Genomic DNA, 20381 nt, shown 5'->3' with positions numbered 1-20381 from the left:
GCGTTGCAGTACGGCCTCGGCCTTATCACCGGGCGGAAGATTGCGAGGTTGTCGCGTGGTGATCGTTGCTTTCTCTACAGGACGGCCGGCGCGGCTTTGCGCGGGTCACTGCGATTGCAGCGATTTCCGATTGTCGTGATGGCCGCGCGCTTGAAATAGCCGGAAGAGTTCAAGAAACTCCACTGCGCCCCAGCATGAAACCCTCCCACATCCAGCTGGGAACCCGCCCACCCCGTGGGAGGGAACCTCTTTGGGCCGCGTGGCGATGTCTATTCCCAACTTTGACCAATGATGCACCTATGAGACTTACCAAGCTCCGGCTAAGCGGCTTCCAGTCTTAGGGGAGGCGCCCACCGCGATCACCTTTAGGAAGATGACTTACTTGCTGGGCCCCAATGGCGCGGGAAAGACCACGGTCTTGCAGGTATTGGCGCGGCTGTTTGGTTTTGACCCTGCCCAGCGTCGTATCCGTCGGACGGACTTCAACATTCCAGTGGCGGAGGCGCAGAAAGCAGACACGCGCACGTTGTGGATCGAGGCTGAATTCGAGTTCCCCGAGCTCTCGTCCAAGAGTAAGGCCAAGCACGCCACCATTCCTGTCTACTTCGCTCACCTCCAACTCCCGAGCGCTGACGGCGTTGCGCGTGTCCGTTTCCGCCTAACCGCCACCCTTGACGAAGGCGGGGACATTGAAGAGAAGTTCGAGCATATCTTCGAGACCGATGACGACGATGAGCCAACAAAGACCGTTCCCGCTCACAAGGCGGTGCGCAGTAACATCCAGGTGCACTACCTACCAGCGCGCCGCGACCCTTCTGACCATATTGCGTACACAGCAAATTCTTTGCTGGGCAGGGTATTGCGGGCGGCGAAAGGATCCGTGCATCGCCGCTGCGTATTCCGGTCGAGCTGCCCTCCGGTTCAAATCGACATTGACCGGTCAGAGGCACGCGCGTGAGCTCCGGATTTTTCATCCGCGCCAAAATTCTGGCAACGTATTGATTAAGGTCGATTTATCCTTCTCCCGAAATTCTTGGATCAAGAAAGGATAATTGCTGCAAGATCAGCCTCTTGCCCAGCTTCAATAGCCACATGGCGGCACGGTCTGAGTCGGTTGATGATGGGTCATGAGGATGGGCACTGTTGTGCGGCCGGCGTATGAGCGGTGATCGGCCAGCAAGACCCCCATGGGCCGCTGGCCGTGCTCGAAGGCTCGCGCCAGCAAGATTGAGAGGGAGTTTCAGGGGCAGCCGTTTTCGTTACACTTCTTCGCACCTGACGCATGCACGAAGCTGGCATGACGTCATCCACCAATGCAGGTGGGTAAACCGAAGAACTAGGCGCTTGGGTGGCGTCAATTCCCGTGTCTGCTAAAGGGGGTCGCGTGGCAGCACCATGCAAACTCACCTATCAGATCCTGGCATTCGGAGTGGATCGTCGCGCCACGCGCCATATCGTGGTGCACCGTCAGTCGCGGAAGATTCCGATCGCCCTGTCGGTCTACGAAACCCATCTGGCCCAAAAGTCAGATTCTCCGGCTACGCGGGAGAAGGCATTGCGGCATCTGGCTATGCTCTACACCTGGGCCGACACGCGGGGTCTGAACCTGGACTCTATCTTTTTGTCCGGTCGTTCCCTCGGTGCCCGACAGATCGCGGCCTTTGCTTCGTGGATCAAGCAATCGGCCGGGCATGCCGGGATCGGAGCGCTTCCTCTGAATCTCCGCCGGTCCCTGAACGCTGTCCTGACAGCATGTTCGCAAGCCGAAGCCTTCTTTGTCCGGCAATTTTGTCGCGTGCCTACCGACGCAGTGGGCCACACGCTCCATATCATGGAAGTACTGAATCATCAGAAGTCGAGTTGGAAGGATGAGAAGGCGAAGGATCGCGCGCGATCGGTGGCCCCGGATCTGACGGACGAAGAAATCCAGTGCATTGAGACCTATCTGGATCCACAGCGCGCCGGGGATAGCTCATCCATGGTGGTGCGCGACTATCTGCTCTGGCGCATGTCCATTGAGCTGGGTCTGCGCATCGGTGAATCGCTCGCCATGCGCCTACGCGATTGCCCTTCCCGGGATCAGAATTATTTCCAAGTCGTGCGCGTGGAAGAACGCGAGAATCAAGAGGATTGCCGACACCCCTATGCGCCTCGACCCAAGACTCTTACGCGGGATCTGGGCTTTATTTTGAAAGAAACCCGATTTCCTAGGCTGGTCAACGACTACATTGCCCAACACCGTTTTGAATGGGCGTCGGGTCCCAGGGGGCGGTTTCGACGATTCCTGCTGTCCCATCCGTTCCTGCTCATCTCCCGCGCTGGTGACCCGCTTTCCACGAAGGGGGCGGCCGATATTGCCACGCGGATCAGTCGAGACACCGGGATCGACTTCCACTGGCATCTGGCCCGGCATGCCTTCTTTAACCGTGCCTACGCCGGTGTTTTGGGTGTGGAGGGCGAGGATCAGCATCAGGCACGATTGCAGGACTTGATCCTGTGGGGCGGATGGCAGAGCGAGAAGAGTCTGGACATCTATACCCGGCGTGCGCGCCGGGAGCGGTCGCGGAACGTCCTAATGATATGGCAGACCGGAGGAAGCGAATGGGCAGCACTGAGCTGACACTGGACGAGGCGTCCGGCCTTTGGGTGAGCGCGGACGGGCACCGGTACGTCCGAAACGAGTTTGATCCGGACCATCCGGTGATGGTCGATGTTACCGGCTCGTGCTGGACCGTCACGTATGGCGGACTGAATCATTCGCTCGACTGGAACTCTTTGGGACTTCCCGAGCCGCTGCTTGAGCCGCTGCAACAAGTTCTGATTGCGCGGCTGAGACGCTCAGCCCCCAGCAGCCTCTCCCCTTGGCGACTGACCCTGACAGTGTTGGCGAGGTGTGCCAGTCACTTTCAGATCCCGCTGACGCCCGATTTGTCGTCGATTGGGGCATCGCAGTGGTTGCGGATTTGGCAGACGATGAAAGTAGGGTATCGGACCTGGCTGCGGGAGATCTACCGGGAACTGGCCGATCGGCGGCTGGCAGGGGCGCGGCAAGATATCGTGCTGGAGATGCGCTCGTGGAAGGCACGCCATGAGTTGGTCCACATGCAAAACGTGCTGGACTGGAATCAGGAATCGGGCCCCTTGATCAGCGCGGAGATGGAGGTCTTGCGGGGAGAATTGGCACAATCGGCGCAGGACGAACCTATGGGCGACTGGATCACCCGCCTGTTCGCGCAGGTCTGCCAGGAAACCCTGAAGCGATCCGAGCAACTGCTATCCATGCGCTGCGATGCGCTGAAGGTGTTCCACCCGAAAGCCCAAGGCCATCCGGCTGAGTACTTCGTTGAGGTTCCGGGTGCCAAGGCACAAACCGGTACGCAACGGCTGTGGCCGGTGAGCGAACGGCTGGGCCTGGACTTGGTCAGGTACTGCGAGTGCGACGACATTCGCATCCTCCAAGTTCGGCACGACCGTTTTTTCGTGATTCCCGGCGAGGACGGCGAAAGAGCTTGGGAGGCCTACGGTCAGGTTTCCTCGGCGCTAATGGGGGTGCGGGTTCATGATTGGGCTCGAAAGCGGCGTATCCGAAGTCCCCGCACCGGTCGGCTCCTGAACCTGCGGCCCAAACGCCTGCGTCATTCGGGGGCCACGGCGATGGCCCTTCAGGGCGTTCCGCGTGAAGTGATCCAGGACACTTTGGAACACGACTCCCCGATATCGGCCGATGCCTACATCAAGGCGGTCGGTGCCGAGCTGTTGCCGGTGGTGGAGCGTGCCAGCGACCGGGGAATTGGCAAGGTTTTCGAGGCAATCTCGGGGCGCTACTTCTTCAAGGGTGAGATACGCGACAAGGTCGAGCGGCGCCCGATCCACATCCCGATCGCGCTAAAGAATCCTGCCCCTGCGGTCGTCGGCAGCTGCGGTACCGAGGGGTCGTGCGCAAAGCATCCCTTTTGGGCCTGCTATAACGGGTGTCCCAACTTCCTGGCATGGCGCGAAGCCGATCATGGCGCCGCTCTGGCGTTTGTTCAGGCCGAACTGGATCGATGGAGTCTGGCCGAAGGCGGCAAGGAGCGGAGCAAACTGTTCAAGGATTTCGAGCGCATCGCCACTGCTATACAGGAGGTGATTGACCAGATCAGGGAGACGGGTGCCGAGGGGACGATATGATCCTGCAGCATTTGCGCGCCCGGCTCGCCCAGTGGCATGCCAGTCAAGCCGTGACGGACATCTTGGCCGATCTGGTTGCTCTGGTTCCAACGGGAAGCCACTTCGAGGCTGACCGGTGGGAGTGCCTGGACTGGCGGGTGCTGAACGATAACCGCATCACCGATATCGTCGTCTTTTCCGGAATTGAGCATGCGGCGTTGAAGGTGCTGGCCAAAGTGTGGGTGCTGGATGGACGGCTGAAGTTGACAGCCGGATTGCAGACTGCCCGCAGCCGCATCGTAGCAATGACCTACCTGTCCCGGATTCTGGGCCCCCGAGCGTTGCATACAGTGCGAACGGATGACTTTTCTCAGGCCGAGAAGCTGGTCGCGAAGGAATACGGTCCGGGGACGGCATTTCGAACATCGGCCCACCTGGCGGCGGCGTCAAATTGGTTGGCCACGACGCTCCAGCGGCCGTTGGATTTCCAGAACACGCTCCCGAACCCCCGGGTACACGGCCGCTACGGAACGGAGGCGGGCCGACAAGCCAAGCTGGTCTCGACGCAGGTGCTCGGCGATCTGCTAGCGGCCCGGCATCAAACCGATCTGCATGTTCGTGATCGGTTTTACATCGACACGTTAATGGTGGAGATGGGGACCGGATTTCGGCCCGCCGAGCTCATGACATTGCCCGTCGACTGCATCCTGAAAGAAACCGGCTTGCAGATTCTTCATTTTCCCCGGAAGGGTGGAGCGCCCCTTCCGCGTCCCGTGCCATCGCGATTGGCCGAGGCGGTTGAGCAGGCGCTGAAGAGTATCCAGGAGCTCACCGAGCCGGCGCGCCAGTTCTTGCGATCGTCGGCGGGAACGGGCCTGTTGGATTGGCGCTGCATCCTGCGCGACCCGGAGGCCACGCGCTATTTCGTTCGACAGTGGGCGAGCGCATGGGTGGCCGACCCCAAGCATCGCCTCATCAACCCGGACGGAGCTTGGTGCAACAAGACAGAGTGCTTCGTTGACGCAATCGGCGCGTTGCATGAGGCGGGCGGCAACAAGTCGGAAGCCGCTAGGCGACTGGGCATCAACCGGCACAAACTCCAGTCCTTTCTGGAAGACCAGGAACGGGCGACCCGTGGCGAATTGCCTGGGCTGCGGCGAGTGGGCCGCCGAGGTGAAATGCGCCATGACTGGGACACGGACCGACGCGTGATCTCGGTCCAGCGTCTGATCGCCCATTGCGGCGTGATGCTGACCAAGCACTCCTGCATCGACCTGGTGCAGGACCTGTTGGGCGAGGCCCAGCAGGCACAGTTGCGCGGGCAGCGCTACGCGCAGCCAGAGGCCCAGCCGGAGTTCGAGCGGCGCTTTGCCCGTAACATTGAAGCGCTGGTCAAGACCAAAGACGGTCAACCCTTGCTGATGCAGGATGAGGCATTGTTCGTGCTTCCGCGGTATTTCCTGTCCGATGCCCGGTCAACCCTGGAGGCTGAGCCACAGAATCTGCGTATCAGCAGCCTGGCAAACTGGATGTGCGGTTTTGCACGGTCCCATGGAACGGGCAAGCAAGAGGACAGTGTCTTCAATCGCCTGAATATCATTGATGAAGAGACGGGCGAGGTAGCGAAGTTCACCCCCCGCGACGTCCGCCACTGGTTGAATACCCTATATCAGAACGGCGGGCTGACGGATGATCAGATTTCGCTGATCTTCAATCGTCGCAGTCGTAGGCACACGCCGGAATACGATCAGACACCCAATAACGTCCGTGTCGAACGGTTGAAAAAGGCCGTTCGCATCCAACTAGTCACCGGGCGAGTAGCCGAGACCTACCACGGGGTGTTGTCCGGGTACTCGCGGGAGGAGGCCGAGCGCTATCTGGAAGCGGCGCTGCGGATGATCAATCCCATGCCACATGGCGTCTGCACACTCAACTGGAGCACCGTGCCCTGTCCACATCAGCTCAGTTGTTTTAGTTGCGAGAGCCAAGCGCCTGGGCCCTGCGAACACCTGATCATCGATCCTGGCGATCCCGCACAACGGGAAGAAGTTCAGCGCATCGTCCACGAGTCAACCCTGATCGCGTCCGTAATCGAGCAACAGGGCGTTACAGACTCGCCTCAACTAGATCACTTTCGACGCGTGGCCACCAACGCAAGCACGCTGCTGGATTCGATGCCGAATCAAAAAGGCGTGCAATGAGTACTAAACAAGCCCCGTCAGCTGAAGCGGAAACGTCGTTCGTGTGCCGACAGATTCGCGGGGAAGCACTACGTGCCCGAATTCTCGACGTCATTAGGCAACTCGCGGCCGAGGCAGCTGCTCAGCGCTTGGCGTATGTCTATAACGCCAGCGAGGTTGCCCGCCGGGTACCGACCACCAGAAAGACGCTGGCGAAACATGACAACACGGTATCTAAGGCATTGCTTGATTTGGCCTCACGTAGACGGCAGGTGAATGGTGACGGCACGATCGAACTATTACGGGCGCAGATTGCCAAGTTGCAAGAGGTCATCAAAGAGCAGGAAGGTCTGATCGATGGCCTTAGGCGCCACCATCTTGAAATCTACAGTCGCCTGCGTGCCAACTCAATTGAAGGGGAGCTCTTGGTTCGGCCCATTGTGGCCGCTGAAGCCAGGGCAATGGCGACCTGTCCGACATGCCAGTCTTCGATAGATCAGAAGGGTGGGGGCGGTGTGCTGGCTCCAGTCGCAATTAGAGTGGGATTTGACAAGCCTCGACACGGGCATATGTCGGGGAGTTAGGGCGCGAAGATCCTCGTGACCTCGTCAGCTTCGATTGCGTAAGTTGAAGTTATTCAGGCGATCCCACCGCGACGCCCCGCAAAACCCAGCGCATCGTGGGACAGCATCCATTTCGCAGAAGGACCCGCGCGGCCGCAATGTGTGGCGGCGATTCCGTTGCCTGGAGTCGCTCAGCCGCCGTATCCGGTCGAAGGACTGCGCCGGGCGTGGGTCCGGCAGACCGGCTTCGTCATTCGCGCCGACTGCTTCGCATGCATTGCGTATATGCCCCGCACACTGCTCGACGGCGGGCTCGCCTGGTGGTGTGCTGTCGATCGGACAAGGGGTGCAATTTTTGGTGGAACCTTGCGGTAGCGAAGCGAACCCGCCAGTAAGTATCCAGCTCGAAAGTAGCCAGTAGCGGAGTCGTCCTTGTAGACAAACGCCTACAACTCTAGCGCAATTCCACTCTGCCTGGAAAAGTATCCAGTTGCCCACCAGTTTCTAGAAGTGCGGTTGAGCTGAGGGCAATGCAGGAAAAAGAGGGCTCCGAAAGGAGCCCTTTTTGCTGCCTGCCACCAGCGGCCATATTCTTGATCGGACATCACGGAGGTCTTGCTGCGATGCATGTGCCAAGGATTTACGCGGACTTCAATGGGCTGGTCTGCGGCGTCAAGAACCGAGATCGAACCCGTGTCGCCCTCGACACTTTCGTGTTCCGGATAGATTCGGTATGTCCTTCTTGCGGTGCGGATATGGCGTTGCCAATCGCGCCGCCTTGATCGAAACATTCTTGAAGCAATCCTCCAGCAGGAGCGCCCAGTAATGCAGCGCACGGACCTGCTGGTGCACAATCTGACGTCTCGAATAGATGGGGTCGCATCATGGATATTGAAGCCCTTCTGAGTGCGGCTTTGCGCGAGGCAGGTTATGGGCCGGACGCCATAGGCTCGGCGATGCCAAGGATCGTGCGCATTCTGAAGGCTGAGGATGTGCGTATCGAGATGGGTCGCAGCCTGTCCCGCAAGGAGCGGGAATACGTGCGCCTTCAGCTCGAGCTTGGACTTTCCGTGCCGGAAGTCGTCGCAGGCTTGAAGAAGTGAGCGACAGAAGTCGCGAGCTGTTCGACGGACAAACAGGACATGCCGCATTCTCATCAACAAGCTCTACGCTGGCTGGACCTGGTGATGGCGCAGGCTTTTGCCGAGAGGGACCTGTTGGCCGCACACGTCGCGATCGGCGCCATCACGTCTCTCTGTAGTTGCGGATGCCACGGGTTCGAGTTCGCCGTGCCGAACAATCCCGAGATCAAGCCCATATCAGCTGGGTCGGGCATGTTTTGCGAAATGGCGTTCTCCTCCAACCTCTCCGAAGACGTGGCCATTCTCTTGTTCACGGATGCCCGTGGGTACTTCGCCGGGGCGGATGTAACTTACGGCCCCGCCAACATTGGCCCGATGCCTGACGGGATAGAGGTCAACGCGCTCAAGGGCATTTGGCCCAGCCGCCCTGCTTCGAAGAGTTAGCAGGCCCAGAGTCCGCTTCTGACAAATCACGGCCTTCTTCACGGTTTATGGCAGCGGCTTTGAACACCGGTTTCGCCCTGGCCTCAAGCGACATTGCTTGTGGGCGACATGTTCGGGCCCCTCGCAACCCCTTGCTTTTGGGATCAAGGGAACCACTCTTTCAAGTAAGCAGCGGTTCGACTTTCCTTTGCACGGCTCACGTCTGCAGGCGTTCCGAACGCCACGACGCGCCCGCCTTCATCGCCCGCACCTGGCCCGATATCAACGACCCAGTCGCTGTCAGCTACCACACGCATGTCGTGTTCAATCACGACCACCGTGTTGCCGGCTTCGACCAGGCCATGCAGTTGCGTCATCAGCTTGTCGACATCGGCCGGATGCAGGCCCGTTGTCGGCTCGTCGAGCACATAGAGCGTCTTTTCGCGCTGACTGCGCTGCAACTCCGTGGCCAGCTTGATTCGCTGCGCTTCGCCGCCGGACAACTCCGTCGCCGGCTGCCCCAGGCGCAGATAGCCCAGCCCAATGTCATGCAACAAGGCCAGGACGCGCTGGATGGAGGATTCATTCTCGAAGAACGCCAGCGCATCATCGACTGTCATGTCCAGCACCTGCGCGATGTTCCGCTCCTGCCATTTCACTTCGAGCGTCTTGCTGTTGTATCGACTGCCGTGGCAGGTCGGGCAGGGCGCATAGACGGTGGGCATGAACAGCATTTCCACGCTCACGAAGCCTTCGCCCTCACAGGTTTCACATCGCCCTTTGTCGACGTTGAATGAGAAGCGCCCGGCCGTGTAGTGCCGTGTCTTGGCCAGTCGCGTCGCAGCGAACAGCTTGCGGACGTGGTCGAACAATCCTGTATAGGTCGCCAGGTTTGACCGCGGCGTGCGACCGATGGGTTTCTGGTCGACGTTGACGATGCGTTTCAGTGCATCGGAACCGATGCGTATGCGCCCCGAGGTCGTGGCGATCGGCCCCGGTTGCAGCAGGTCCCCTTCGGGTTCTTCCGCGGGTTGTTCGTGTCCCAGGTGTTCGCCCACCAACTCCACCAGGGCCTGGCCGATCAGGCTCGACTTGCCCGATCCCGACACGCCGGTAACGGTGGTCAATGCACCAAGCGGCAAACGGACGTCGACGTCGCGGAGGTTGTGGCGTCGGACGCCTTCCACTTCCAGCCAGCCTGCGGCTTTCCGTGGCGCGCGGTGTCGCCGGTCAGGCTTGGCGAACAGGTACCGGCGCGTCTGCGAGGGCTCGATGCTCCGTAATCCAGCCGGTGGCCCGCTGAAGAGCACTTGGCCCCCGTGCTGGCCCGCGCCCGGTCCCACATCCACGAGCCAGTCGGCGCGATGCATGATGTCCAGGTCGTGTTCGACCACGAACACGGTATTGCCGGAAGCCCTCAGTCCTTCCAGCGCGGAATACAGGGCTTGGCTGTCGGCCGGATGGAGCCCGGCCGACGGTTCGTCGAGCACGTACACGACGCCGAACAGGTTCGAGCGAATCTGCGTCGCCAGTCGCACCCGCTGCAGTTCGCCCGGCGACAACGTCGGAGTCGACCGGTCCAACGCCAAATAGCCCAAGCCGAGCGCTTCCAGCGCGGCGATGCGCTCGAGCAGGTCGTGGGCGATGCGTTGTGCAGCGATGCGCTTTTCCTGCGACAGATCAGGTGTGCGGCGCACGTCAGCGCTGTCGGAGTGCGCCGTGCTTCCTGCGGCCACCCGCGCAGCGGCGTCCCCGCGGCTACTTGCTCGAGTGCGCCCGCGGCCCGCGGCGGGCTTGTCGAAGCGGCCTTCCGCGGCGGGCCTGAGCGCATCGGCCACACGGCTCAGGGGAAGCCCCGACAGTGTGCCGATATCCAGTCCGGCGAAGGTGACCGACAAGGCGGCACGCTTGAGCCGGCGGCCGTCGCAAGCGGGGCACAAGGCACCCACCATGTAGCGCGCCACCCGCTTCTTCATGAGGGCGCTCTGGGTGGTCGCAAACGTGTGCAGGACGTAGCGACGCGCACCACTGAACGTTCCCATGTAGGCAGGTTCGGTTTTGCGGCGCAGCGCCATGCGGGTTTCAGCTGGGGTGAAACCCGGGTACACCGGCACTACCGGCTGCTCGTCGGTGAACAAGATCCAGTCGCGATCCTTCTTCGGGAGCTTCGACCAGGGGATGTCCACGTCGTAGCCGAGTGTCACCAGGATGTCGCGCAGATTCTGTCCGTGCCAGGCCGGCGGCCAGGACGCGATCGCGCGTTCGCGGATGCTCAGCGACGGGTCGGGCACCATGGACTTTTCCGTCACCTCGTACACGTACCCCAGCCCGTGGCATTCGGGACAGGCGCCTTGCGGGGTATTGGGGGAGAAGTCCTCGGCAAAGAGCATCGGCTGCCTGGGCGGATACGTGCCCGCCCGGGAGTAGAGCATCCGCAGCAGGTTCGACAAGGTGGTGACGCTGCCGACGGTGGATCGGACGTTGGGACTGCCGCGCTGCTGCTGCAATGCCACCGCCGGCGGAAGGCCCTCGATCGAGTCCACGTCCGGCACGCCGACCTGGTCGATCAGACGTCGCGCGTACGGCGACACCGACTCCAGGTACCGGCGCTGGGCCTCTGCATACAAGGTGCCGAACGCCAGCGATGATTTGCCGGACCCGGAGACGCCGGAGAACACCACGAGCGCATCGCGGGGGATGTCGACGTCGACGTCCTTCAGATTGTGCTCACGGGCGCCCCGGACACGAACGAAAGCGTCCGCAGTCCTTGCCTTGTCAGTCCGGGTAGCCATGGACCGATTGGACTACGCAGCCTGCCGCGATCACGTGACGGGCGACTTGAGTAAGTCCCGCGGTCGCAGCCCGTCGCCTGACGCTCCGCGGCAACGTTTGCACTTGCACGTCGCACGATCGAGGCGCACACCCGGGAGTTCATAACTTTTCAGAAGTTTTCAGCACTTCGGAAGCGACTCCCGCCCAGCTTGCGTGATCCACTTCAGCGCTGCCCGCGTGGGGAGGCAGCGCCACCCGGTCAGCTGCGATATCGCAATGCCTGCCGGACGGGTCATGAATCAGGGGGAATCTTGAGCACTAAATTCATTCGGGCCAGCCTGTGGCTGGCGGTTGCGGCATTGCTGTTGGCCGGTGCGGACGCCGCGGCGCGGGAACGCAAGCTGGAGAACCGCAACGGCGTCCAGACCCGCGAGCTGGACCCGTCGCAGAAGGGGCTGGTCACCGGCGTCGGTATCGAGGCCCACGACATCCAATCGATGACCAACCAGATGGCGCGCGACCTGTTCGCCAGCGGGTTCCTCAACGGGCTCAGCAAGCCGCCGCGGATCCTGGTCGACGAGCAGGAGTTCCATAACGAGGGCTCGCAGATCATCAATCGGCGCATGATCACCCAGCGCCTGATGACCGAGCTCAACCGTGCCTCGCAGGGCCGCATGACCTTCATCGGCCAGCGCTACGCCGGCATGGTGGCCAAGCAGCGCGAGCTCAAACGCGAGGGCGTCACCGACGTGGGCACCACCGGCATGACCGGTGCCCAGGCCGGCGTCGACTACTTCCTGGCCGGCGCGATCATGACCCAGGATGCCCGCGACCCGCGCAGTGGCGTGGTGCAGCGCTACAACCAGATCGCCTTCGAACTGGTGGATGCGGAAACCGGTGCGGTCGTCTGGACGGGCATGTACGAGTTCGAGCGTGCCGCCGCCGACGACGTGGTCTACCGCTGACCCAAGCCTGCAAGGGACCCGCCACGCAAAACGACGCGCCGCCGGCGATCGCCGGCCATCGCATGGCACCTGCGTGCCCGCCGGTTCCGCACTCGACAAACCTCCTAAGGAACTCGATCCCATGAAACTCGCCGCTTCCCTGCTGTGCTCCGCCGCCGTGCTCGCGATGAGCCTCAGTGGCTGTTCCACCACGCCCAACGCCCGCCCGCAGGCACTGCTCAAGTGCGACTACAAGGCGCTCAAGGCCAATGCGCTGACCGGCGGCCCGGCCCTGACGTCCATGGCCTACGGGTCGGTCGCGGACATCCCCGCCGATGCAGTGCTGATGAGTGATGCGGGCCTGTATCACAGCGTCATCGTCCAGCAACTGAGCACGCAGAACACGCAAGGCGGCACCGTGCAGGTGAATGCCCGCCTGGCCAACTGCACCGGCGCGGGCATGACCGTGCGTGCGCGCACCGCTTTCCTGGACCAGGCCATGGCGCCGGCAGAGCCGGTGTCGGCATGGCGCACGGTCTTCCTGCCGGCCGGCGGGATGGCGGTGTACCAGGAGTCGTCGTTCTCGACGGCGAAGGTCGCGCACTACTACATCGAACTGGCGCCGAACTGATCCGGGAGTCGACCATGCGCCTTGCGATGACCTGCGCCGTGTCGGTGGCGCTGATGTTCACGGCTGATGCCGCCGCCCAGATGCGCGCAGGCCAGCCACAGGTCCTGGCTCCGACGCCACGATCGGCGCCGCCGGCGGCGACGCCGTGGTCGGTGCTGCGCGGCAAGCTGGGCACGCGAAATCGCGTGATGCTGCTTTGGGACGCCGAGCTCGACAGCGAAGTGAACACCCGCTACCGCGAGGTGGAGACGTTGGACCGTCGCGTACAGGGTGCCGCGGCGCAAGTCGACGGCGTGGTCGACAGCGCTGCAGGTCCGGTGGGCGTGGCAGTCGCCGGTGGCAGCGCGCAGTTGCAGCAACGCAGCGAAAAGTTCGTTGAAGGCGATGCCCCGTCGCGGACGTCGCTGTCCGCAGGCGAGCGGGCGATGCAGTCGGAGTTCATGGCGCAATTGCGCCAGGGCGGCGTGCGCTTCATCGACCGCACCCTGGCCACGCGCCTTGCCGGCAAGTCGGTGCAGGGAGATCGTCCCAACATCCATGCGATCGAAACGCAGGCGCTGATCGGTCACGCCGACTACCTGATGGAAGTGAGCAGCGTTGCCGATGCGCAGGTGCAGTCCGGGCGCCGCTACCACGTGTCGTTGCGCTCGGTGGCCAATGGCGAAATCCTCGTGGACTTCGATACGGCCGCCGATGTCGACGATGCAGGGGTGTTGCCTTACGTTGCCGGCGCCGGCGGGTTCGAGCGCGCCGCGCCACCGGCGCCGACCAGCGCCGACACCGCGCGAGTGCTGGCACGGGAAACCGGGCGCCGGATGGCCGACATGTCGGTGGCCCGATGATCACCCGGCGGCTGATGCACGCGGTTCGAGTCGCAATGCTCTCCGCGATCGCCCTGGCCTCGCCGGCAGTGGCGCAGGACGCCCGCGCCGAACAGGTGCCCGAAAGCCTTCGCAAGTACTACGAGACGCTGCTGGCCGAGGGCGAGTGGGGCGCAGTGCTGAACCTGCAGCGCCTGGGCCTGGAGGCGATCGACCAGGGGCACCTGGATGTGGCGGCACGCGCATTCGATGCGAGCCTGGCGCGCATTGAACTCATCTACGCCAACTCCGACTCGGCGAAAAAGGCGCGTTCGATGTGGTCATCGGAGGGCGTCAAGGACTTCAAGGGCGAGCCGTACGAACGCGCCATGACGTACTACTACCGCGGCCTGCTGTTCATGGCGGAGGGCGACTACGAGAACGCACGCGCCAGTTTCCGCGCCGCCGAGTACCAGGACACGATCTCGAACAACGAGGAGTACGCCGGCGACTTCGGCATGCTGTCGCTGATGGCCGGATGGGCGTCGACCTGCGCGGGCGACGCCGGCATGGCCAAGGACCTTTACCAGCGCGCCGCCACGCAACAGCCGGAAGGCCTGAAGGCACCCGGCGCGGGCCTGAACACGCTGGTGCTGGTGGAGTCGGGCATGGCGCCGGTGAAAACCGCCACGGGCGGCTATGGCGAAGCACTGACCCTGCAGGCTGGCGACAACCCGTTTGTTGCAGTGCTCGCCAACGGCAAAGAACTGCCGGTGCTGGCCGATATCGGCTGGCAGGCCAGCACGCTGGGCGGTCGCCAGATCGACGTGATCCTCGATGGCAAGGCGAGTTTCCGCAAGGGCAGCGATACGGTAGCCGGGCTGGGTGTCGCCGGCGCGACCGTCGCGATCAGCAGCGGCGACTCCGGTGCTGCCGGTGCGCTGGCGGTGGTGGGCATCGCGGCGATCCTGGTCAGCTCGGCAACCAAGCCCAAGGCCGACATCCGCATGTGGGACAACCTCCCGGATCGCATCTACGGCGGCTTCCTCAAGCAGGGCGGCGCAGTGCCGGTGGCCGAGAAGACCGCGGACGGCGAGCTGTATCCGATCGACTCGCCGGTTATCGACCGCACTGCAGGCCGATGCCGACTGATGGTGTACCGCGCGCACGAACCGGGCGCGTTGCGGGCGCAGCCGGTCAGCAACCTGACCGCGGGCGAGCGCAAGTCGCTGCTGAAACGCAACGAAGCGCGCGATGCGAGCTTCCGCAACGAAATGACCCGCCTGTTCGTGTCGAACGGCGAAGCCTTGGCCGGAGGTGAATGACCATGTTGTCCAATGTCATGCGGTCCAACCTGATGAAAGCCGGTGCGTTCGCACTGTTGTCGGTACTGGCATTGCACGCGCGTGCGCAGGACGCCGCCGCGGTAGCCGACCCCGCGGTATGGGGTCCCTACGCCAAGCTGGTGGGCAGGACCTTCAGCGGCGAGGACGTCAGTGGCTGGCCTGGCTACGCCAGTCGCACGCGGTCCATCCAGTGGGAAGTGCCCGGGCAGGTGATGGTCGAGACCGGCGTTTACCCGAACGGCCAGGAACTGCCGCGGATGCGCATCCTGCCGGGCAAGAACCCGGGCGACGTGCTCTTCGACGTGCCGAAGTCGCCCAACGCGACCGGCCATGTGGTCGATGCCGACACGATGGTGTTCGACCTGCCGTTCGGGTACCAGAACGTGGTGCGCGTCCTCGGCCCCGACAGTTATGAAACGCGGACGCTGAAAGAGAAGAGTGGTGAAGTGAAGGCCGTCGCGGTGTATCGCGACAGCAATTCCGACGCGCAGAAGGCGCGCGTTGCCGAACTGGAAGTGAAGGCCGCGGCGGACAAGCAGGCCGCGATGCTCGCGTTGCGTGCGGCCGGCGTGCCGGCTGATCCGGCTACGGACGCGCCGGCCGAGAATGTCCTGGCATACCAGGAGCCCATTCGTGGACCGCACGCCACGCTGCAGATCACGCGCGGCAAGGCATGGGAGGCCAGCGCCTGCTACGCGGCGGTGTACATCAACGGTCGCTGGGCGGCGCGCCTGGAAGATGCCGAGACGGCCCGATTCAAGGTGCCGGCGGGCAAAGTCCAGATCGGCGTTGCTTCCGACCCGCAGGGCCGCGGCACGTGCCGCCTGGGCCAGGCCACGCAGACCGAGCACGAAACGGTGGTGGCCAAGGGCGAGTCGCTGCACGTGTATTTCATCTTCAGCAACGGCCCCAAGTTCAGCGAGGCATTGATCGCACCGGCCGCGCCGACTGCGGCCGCGTCATCCCAGGGTGCGAAGGCATCCGCCCGATAACCGCGGGGCATATCATTTTCGGCGTTGACGCCTGGGATCCAGGTCAGTAGTGATTCCAGGCGTTGGCCACGAACTCGCCTGTTAAGGTTTCTGTTCGCCTGCGGACTGTGATGGCCATCAATGCCTGCGAACAGTCGCGGGAGCAACGCATTCACGCTTTCTTTGCAGCGTGTTCACAGTCCATCAACGTTTTCCAACGCCAGCTGAATTCTCCACATGACTACGGCAGAAAGGTAGTTATATTCCAGCTTCCCCCAAGACGAAGGAGTATTGGCATGTTTGAGAACAAGCAAAAGCTGGTGCGCGCGCTCGGCGTGGCGGCCCTCACCCTGAGCCTTGCCGCCTGCGCCACCTACGATGACGATTTCGCACGCGTGAACTCGCGCCTCGATCAGCTCGACACGAAGGTGCAGAACGCGGCCCAGAGCGCCGAGTCTGCCAATCAGTCGGCACAGCAGGCCAACCAGCGGTTGGATCAGATCGAAGGCCGCGTCCAGGCGCTCGAAGCGGCACCGAGCCGCAAGCCGCGCGGTTAATCGCTCTTAGTTCGCGACGAACGGCTTGAACCGGGACCCGGTGGCCTTTGCTGGCCACCGGTCTCCTTGTCTTCCCTCAGTCTTCTTGTAAGGAATAGTCCTATCCGTACCTGCACACACCCTGCGATCCGGGCCGTTTCCTGCGCGCTTGTAATTGCGCTGGCGTTCGGGAGCGTCGGCGTGGCCAACGCCAAGGCCAAAGCCAAGGCCGAGCCTAAAACCGAGGTCACGGCCGAAGCCAAGACCGAAGATGCCGCCGCGCCACCGGCCTCTGCCGTCGACCAGCTTCCGCCTGGCCAGGACGTGGCCGCCACGGTGATCGAGCTCGCGGGTTGGGTTGTCTCTGCCAATGACGCCCAGGGCTATCCGTTCGCGATCATCGACAAGGCTGCCGCGCAGATCCTGGTGTTCGGCGGTGACGGCCGGCTTCGCGGCGCGGCACCTGGACTCTTTGGCTCGGCGAAAGGCGATCACGTGGCCCCCGGCGTCGCCGGTTTAGCGCTTCGCGAGATTCCGGGCCGGGATCGCACCACGCCTGCTGGTCGCTTTGTCGGCGGTTTCGGTCCGTCAATCGACGCCGGCCGCGTGCTCTGGGTGGACTACGATTCCGCGGTCTCCATCCACCCCACCGCTACTGGCGTCCCGGCCGAGAAACGCGTCGAACGCCTCGCATCGCCTACGCCCGACGACAACCGCATTACGCATGGCTGCATCAACGTCTCGCCCGAGTTTTACGAGCAGATCGTCAGTCCGACGTTCGCGCGCGGCGGGCTGTTCTACATCCTGCCGGATGCAGCGTCGATAGAAGAGACGTTCCCGGAGTTCGCGCAAAGTCGCGCGGCTACGCAACGCGACGATGGAAAACGCGCACGGCACGGCCGCTAGGAATGGGCGCGTCGGCGCCTTCTGATGCTGCCGTGCACAAGCCTGGGCTCACTGTCTGATCCAGCCCGCCAGTCCGGTAGATGAACCGGGCGGACCGGTGAATTTTCAGCGCCTCCTCAGCGTCGTCGGGCAATCGTGTTGCCCCGACGCTCCCAGGAGGCATCGCCATGGCCACTTCGCGCGGTCCTGCTTTGCGAATCCTTGCCTTGACCGCCATCTGCATCTCGGCGGCATGGGCTTGCCGCGCAGACGCTTCGACCATCCCCGTGGCCAACTGCAACGACAGCGGCGCCGGCAGTCTCCGTGAGGCCGTGACGACGGCATCGGATGGCGACACCATCGACGTGGGCGCCACGCCGTTCTGCCTGATCTTCCTGACCAGCGGGCAGATAGAGATTCCGCAGGACAACCTCCGAATCGCTGGCAGGGCCGGCAACCCGGTGACCATCGATTCGAACCAGGCCAGCCGGCTGCTCCACCACAGCGGCACCGGCACCCTCTCGGTGTTCGGGCTCGCCCTGCGCTTCGGAAGGCACACAGAGAATCTTGCGTTGGGCGGCTGCCTGCTCTCGGAAGGCCATGTGGATCTGGAAAGGACGCAGTTCGAGCATTGCGAGGCGGTGGGCGAAGGGCCCGACGCAATGGCTTCTGGCGGCGCGGTGCACGCGCATTCGCTCTGGGCGCGCAATACCCGGTTCGACGAGAACATCGCGTCCGGTACCAATGGCAACGGTGGCGCGATCAGCACCGAGGGGCGAACGACGCTTTACCTGGCCACGCTGGGGGGCAACGTCGCCGCCAACGGAGGAGCCGTGTCCACGCTGGGCGGAGCGACGGTCACTTACTCCTTCATCCTCAACAACGCTGCAACCCGCGACAACGGAGGCATCCAGGCCTCGGGCGGCAGCGTGACGATCAACAAGTCCCTTGTCTTCGGCAACGCCGCCGGTCGTCGCTGCGGGGGCATCTGCGTCACGGGCAGCGGCAGGACGACCGTGCTGGACAGCACCATCGCCTCGAACCGTGCCGCATTCCTTGGCGCTGGCGAGTTGTCCGATGATGCGACGATCAGCAACAGCACCATCGTGTACAACGCCGACACGTCGGGAAGTGAATGCGTCGGCGTCATTCGTGCGCGCAGCCTGCGGCTGGGGAGCACCATCGTGTCATCCAACACGTGCCTGGCGACCGGACAGTTGCCATACGACATCGGCGGCCGCCCGTGGGAGGGCTATGCCCTGACCGGCAGCAACAACCTGATCGGTCGATCCCGCGTCAGGCCCCCGGCCGATACCCTTTCGGTGGACCCCATGCTCGATGTGCTTGCCGACAACGGTGGTGTGTCCGTCACCTATGCGTTGTTGCCTGGCAGCCCGGCCATCGACAGCGGGAACAACAAGGCCGGGCGGCTATACGACCAGCGCGGTCCCGGGTTCCCCCGGGTCGTTGGACCGCGGGCCGACATAGGCGCTTACGAGGTGCAAGCCGGCGAGTAGATGGATCAACCCCGTGCGCTAGAGGCGATCGGCGTCGATGACCGCCTGAGCGAACTCGCGAGGGGCTTCCTGCGGCGGGTTGTGTCCGATGCCTCCGGTAAGGAGGCGGTGCTGGTACTTGCCGGTGAATCGCTTTGCATAACTTTCCGGCAGAGGGTGTGGCGCGCCGTTGGCATCGCCTTCCAGCGTGATGGTGGGCACGGCAATCGGCGGGAACAGGGCAAGCTTCTGCTCGGCGTCGTCGTACTTCGCCTCGCCTTCGGCCAGGCCCAGTCGCCATCGATAGTTGTGGATGACAATGTCCACGTGGTCCGGGTTCTCGAACGCGGCCGCGCTGAGGTCGAATGTCGCGTCATCGAAGTTCCACTTCGGCGACGCCAGCTTCCAGATCAGCTTGGCGAAGTCGTGCCGGTTCTTCGCATAACCGGCGCGGCCACGCTCGGTCGCGAAATAGAACTGGTACCACCATTGCAGCTCCGCCTCTGGTGCCAGCGGCGCCTGTGCCGCCTTCTGGCTGCCGATGAGGTAACCGCTCACGCCGACCAGGGCCTTCACGCGCTGCGGCCACAAGGCCGCGACGATGCCGGCTGATCGCCCACCCCAGTCGTATCCGGCGATCACCGCCTTCGGGATCTTCAACGCATCCATCAGCTGGATCACGTCGTCCGCGAGCGCCGCCGGTTGGCCGTTGCGTGATGTGTCCGCGGACAGGAACCGCGTGGCGCCGTAGCCACGCAGGTTGGGCACGATGACGCGGTAGCCAGCAGACGCCAGTATCGGCGCGACCTCGGCATAGCTGTGGATGTCATAGGGCCAGCCATGCAGAAGGATGACGGGGGGACCTTTCTTCGGCCCTATGTCGACGTATGCGATCTCGAGCACGCCTGCGCGAACCCGCTGCAGTTGCTCGAATGAGGCGCTATTCGCGATAGGTGCGGTCTTGCGCACGGCCTTCGTCTCCGTGACCTGCGCGCTTGCCGGGCCGGTCAGGCCCAGCGGCGCCACCGCGATGCCAAGGGCGCCGCCGCTGAGCAGGCGGCGGCGTTGCTGGTCGGTCGATCCGCGATCGATATTGCCCATGGACATCTCCTCATGTGTCTCTCGTCAGCTACTTGGCAGTATGCGCACAACATCGCGAAACGATGGGTGCGCCTGGCTCAACAGCAAGTTCACCCAGGCGCACCAGGGGCCTGCCTCCGAACCCACCGGGCTGACCGGACTTTGTTCAGCAACTTCACATCACCGCATACGCCCCAGGGAGATAGTGCAATCGGGCGTCCGGGCGCCCATGGGGCTGCCGCCCATTCAGACCAGCTGTCCACGGCGGATTCCAGAATGAGGATCGAACGTGCAAAACGAAGTGCTGTTGGACGGGGACACTCTCTTCGCGAGAGTGATAGACGGGCGCAGGCATGTGCTCAGGATCGGGGCCAGGGTAGGGGCGGTGGCGTTTGCCGATGCCGAGTACTTTTATGACCTTGCGTCGAAGTATTCCGCTTCGGAACTGACGTGGATGGAGAACCGGTTCCTGGCGCACAAGAAGCGGATGCTGCTGGAACTGGCCGGCTCCAGTTCAATTTGA

General features: G+C 63.1%; 18 protein-coding genes. 16 read left to right on the top strand and 2 right to left on the bottom strand.

Annotated elements, in window-relative coordinates; all coding sequences use genetic code 11:
- Nucleotides 1-358 precede the first annotated feature (358 nt).
- The 7 genes from ACFOPO_RS08350 (at nucleotide 359) to ACFOPO_RS08320 (ending at nucleotide 8418) form a co-directional block, all read left to right on the top strand.
- Nucleotides 359-958, top strand: a complete 600-nt coding sequence (locus ACFOPO_RS08350; protein ID WP_386703276.1) for an AAA family ATPase — start codon at nucleotides 359-361, stop codon at nucleotides 956-958.
- Between the two features lie 426 nt (nucleotides 959-1384).
- Complete coding sequence (locus ACFOPO_RS08345; RefSeq protein ID WP_386702735.1) at nucleotides 1385-2620, top strand: hypothetical protein; 1236 nt, start codon at nucleotides 1385-1387, stop codon at nucleotides 2618-2620.
- Nucleotides 2602-4170 (top strand): hypothetical protein, encoded by a 1569-nt coding sequence (locus ACFOPO_RS08340; protein ID WP_386702734.1) that lies wholly within the window; start codon nucleotides 2602-2604, stop codon nucleotides 4168-4170. Before ACFOPO_RS08345 ends, ACFOPO_RS08340 begins: the two co-directional genes overlap by 19 nt.
- On the top strand, nucleotides 4167-6350 hold the full coding sequence (locus tag ACFOPO_RS08335) for a helix-turn-helix domain-containing protein (RefSeq protein ID WP_386702733.1): 2184 nt from the start codon (nucleotides 4167-4169) through the stop codon (nucleotides 6348-6350). The genes ACFOPO_RS08340 and ACFOPO_RS08335 overlap by 4 nt, the downstream gene beginning before the upstream one ends.
- Nucleotides 6347-6913 (top strand): hypothetical protein, encoded by a 567-nt coding sequence (locus ACFOPO_RS08330; protein WP_386702732.1) that lies wholly within the window; start codon nucleotides 6347-6349, stop codon nucleotides 6911-6913. The genes ACFOPO_RS08335 and ACFOPO_RS08330 overlap by 4 nt, the downstream gene beginning before the upstream one ends.
- Nucleotides 6914-7776: 863 nt before the next feature.
- On the top strand, nucleotides 7777-7995 hold the full coding sequence (locus ACFOPO_RS08325) for a polyprenyl synthetase (RefSeq protein WP_386702731.1): 219 nt from the start codon (nucleotides 7777-7779) through the stop codon (nucleotides 7993-7995).
- 39 nt (nucleotides 7996-8034) lie between these two features.
- Nucleotides 8035-8418 carry a hypothetical protein gene (locus tag ACFOPO_RS08320; protein WP_386702730.1) on the top strand — a complete coding sequence of 128 codons (384 nt, stop codon included), beginning with the start codon at nucleotides 8035-8037 and terminating at the stop codon, nucleotides 8416-8418.
- A gap of 143 nt (nucleotides 8419-8561) precedes the next feature.
- Here the strand turns inward: ACFOPO_RS08320 and ACFOPO_RS08315 are convergent, their stop codons facing one another.
- On the bottom strand, nucleotides 8562-11189 hold the full coding sequence (locus tag ACFOPO_RS08315; protein WP_386702729.1) for an excinuclease ABC subunit A: 2628 nt from the start codon (nucleotides 11187-11189) through the stop codon (nucleotides 8562-8564).
- 291 nt (nucleotides 11190-11480) lie between these two features.
- Here ACFOPO_RS08315 and ACFOPO_RS08310 point away from each other — a divergent pair, with 291 nt between their 5' ends.
- The 8 genes from ACFOPO_RS08310 (at nucleotide 11481) to ACFOPO_RS08275 (ending at nucleotide 18799) form a co-directional block, all read left to right on the top strand.
- Nucleotides 11481-12134, top strand: coding sequence for a penicillin-binding protein activator LpoB (locus ACFOPO_RS08310; protein ID WP_200607244.1), 654 nt, complete (start codon nucleotides 11481-11483; stop codon nucleotides 12132-12134).
- Nucleotides 12135-12255: 121 nt separating this feature from the next.
- Nucleotides 12256-12744: a hypothetical protein gene (locus ACFOPO_RS08305; protein WP_386702728.1), complete on the top strand. Its 489-nt coding sequence runs from the start codon at nucleotides 12256-12258 to the stop codon at nucleotides 12742-12744.
- A 14-nt stretch (nucleotides 12745-12758) separates the two neighbouring features.
- Nucleotides 12759-13586, top strand: coding sequence for a hypothetical protein (locus ACFOPO_RS08300; protein WP_386702727.1), 828 nt, complete (start codon nucleotides 12759-12761; stop codon nucleotides 13584-13586).
- A 35-nt stretch (nucleotides 13587-13621) separates the two neighbouring features.
- Nucleotides 13622-14869, top strand: a complete 1248-nt coding sequence (locus ACFOPO_RS08295) for a hypothetical protein (RefSeq protein WP_386702726.1) — start codon at nucleotides 13622-13624, stop codon at nucleotides 14867-14869.
- Entirely contained in the window at nucleotides 14866-15882 is a 1017-nt protein-coding gene (locus tag ACFOPO_RS08290) for a hypothetical protein (protein WP_386702725.1), read from the top strand. The genes ACFOPO_RS08295 and ACFOPO_RS08290 overlap by 4 nt, the downstream gene beginning before the upstream one ends.
- Before the next feature lie 275 nt (nucleotides 15883-16157).
- Nucleotides 16158-16418: a hypothetical protein gene (locus tag ACFOPO_RS08285; RefSeq protein WP_386702724.1), complete on the top strand. Its 261-nt coding sequence runs from the start codon at nucleotides 16158-16160 to the stop codon at nucleotides 16416-16418.
- A 180-nt stretch (nucleotides 16419-16598) separates the two neighbouring features.
- The gene (locus tag ACFOPO_RS08280) at nucleotides 16599-17303 is read left to right on the top strand and encodes a hypothetical protein (RefSeq protein WP_386702723.1); all 705 of its coding nucleotides are present in this window, start codon (nucleotides 16599-16601) and stop codon (nucleotides 17301-17303) included.
- A gap of 167 nt (nucleotides 17304-17470) precedes the next feature.
- Nucleotides 17471-18799 (top strand): choice-of-anchor Q domain-containing protein, encoded by a 1329-nt coding sequence (locus ACFOPO_RS08275; protein ID WP_386702722.1) that lies wholly within the window; start codon nucleotides 17471-17473, stop codon nucleotides 18797-18799.
- Nucleotides 18800-18817: 18 nt separating this feature from the next.
- On the opposite strand, the gene ACFOPO_RS08270 is transcribed toward ACFOPO_RS08275, so the two are convergent.
- Complete coding sequence (locus ACFOPO_RS08270) at nucleotides 18818-19879, bottom strand: alpha/beta fold hydrolase (RefSeq protein ID WP_386702721.1); 1062 nt, start codon at nucleotides 19877-19879, stop codon at nucleotides 18818-18820.
- A gap of 268 nt (nucleotides 19880-20147) precedes the next feature.
- On the opposite strand from ACFOPO_RS08270, the gene ACFOPO_RS08265 reads away from it, so the two are divergent.
- Nucleotides 20148-20381, top strand: a complete 234-nt coding sequence (locus ACFOPO_RS08265; RefSeq protein WP_386702720.1) for a hypothetical protein — start codon at nucleotides 20148-20150, stop codon at nucleotides 20379-20381.

The organism is Lysobacter sp. GCM10012299, assembly GCF_042649405.1.
Classification (GTDB): domain Bacteria; phylum Pseudomonadota; class Gammaproteobacteria; order Xanthomonadales; family Xanthomonadaceae; genus Lysobacter_J.
This window is presented reverse-complemented; position numbering and strand designations above follow the sequence as displayed.

Coding starts and splice junctions, on each gene's coding strand:
- ACFOPO_RS08300 (WP_386702727.1), top strand. CDS start 12,759: ATGCGCCTTGCGATGACCTGCGCCGTGTCGGTGGCGCTGATGTTCACG.
- ACFOPO_RS08295 (WP_386702726.1), top strand. CDS start 13,622: ATGCTCTCCGCGATCGCCCTGGCCTCGCCGGCAGTGGCGCAGGACGCC.
- ACFOPO_RS08285 (WP_386702724.1), top strand. CDS start 16,158: ATGTTTGAGAACAAGCAAAAGCTGGTGCGCGCGCTCGGCGTGGCGGCC.
- ACFOPO_RS08320 (WP_386702730.1), top strand. CDS start 8,035: ATGCCGCATTCTCATCAACAAGCTCTACGCTGGCTGGACCTGGTGATG.
- ACFOPO_RS08335 (WP_386702733.1), top strand. CDS start 4,167: ATGATCCTGCAGCATTTGCGCGCCCGGCTCGCCCAGTGGCATGCCAGT.
- ACFOPO_RS08325 (WP_386702731.1), top strand. CDS start 7,777: ATGGATATTGAAGCCCTTCTGAGTGCGGCTTTGCGCGAGGCAGGTTAT.
- ACFOPO_RS08290 (WP_386702725.1), top strand. CDS start 14,866: ATGACCATGTTGTCCAATGTCATGCGGTCCAACCTGATGAAAGCCGGT.
- ACFOPO_RS08330 (WP_386702732.1), top strand. CDS start 6,347: ATGAGTACTAAACAAGCCCCGTCAGCTGAAGCGGAAACGTCGTTCGTG.
- ACFOPO_RS08270 (WP_386702721.1), bottom strand. CDS start 19,879: ATGGGCAATATCGATCGCGGATCGACCGACCAGCAACGCCGCCGCCTG.
- ACFOPO_RS08275 (WP_386702722.1), top strand. CDS start 17,471: ATGGCCACTTCGCGCGGTCCTGCTTTGCGAATCCTTGCCTTGACCGCC.
- ACFOPO_RS08315 (WP_386702729.1), bottom strand. CDS start 11,189: ATGGCTACCCGGACTGACAAGGCAAGGACTGCGGACGCTTTCGTTCGT.
- ACFOPO_RS08305 (WP_386702728.1), top strand. CDS start 12,256: ATGAAACTCGCCGCTTCCCTGCTGTGCTCCGCCGCCGTGCTCGCGATG.
- ACFOPO_RS08340 (WP_386702734.1), top strand. CDS start 2,602: ATGGGCAGCACTGAGCTGACACTGGACGAGGCGTCCGGCCTTTGGGTG.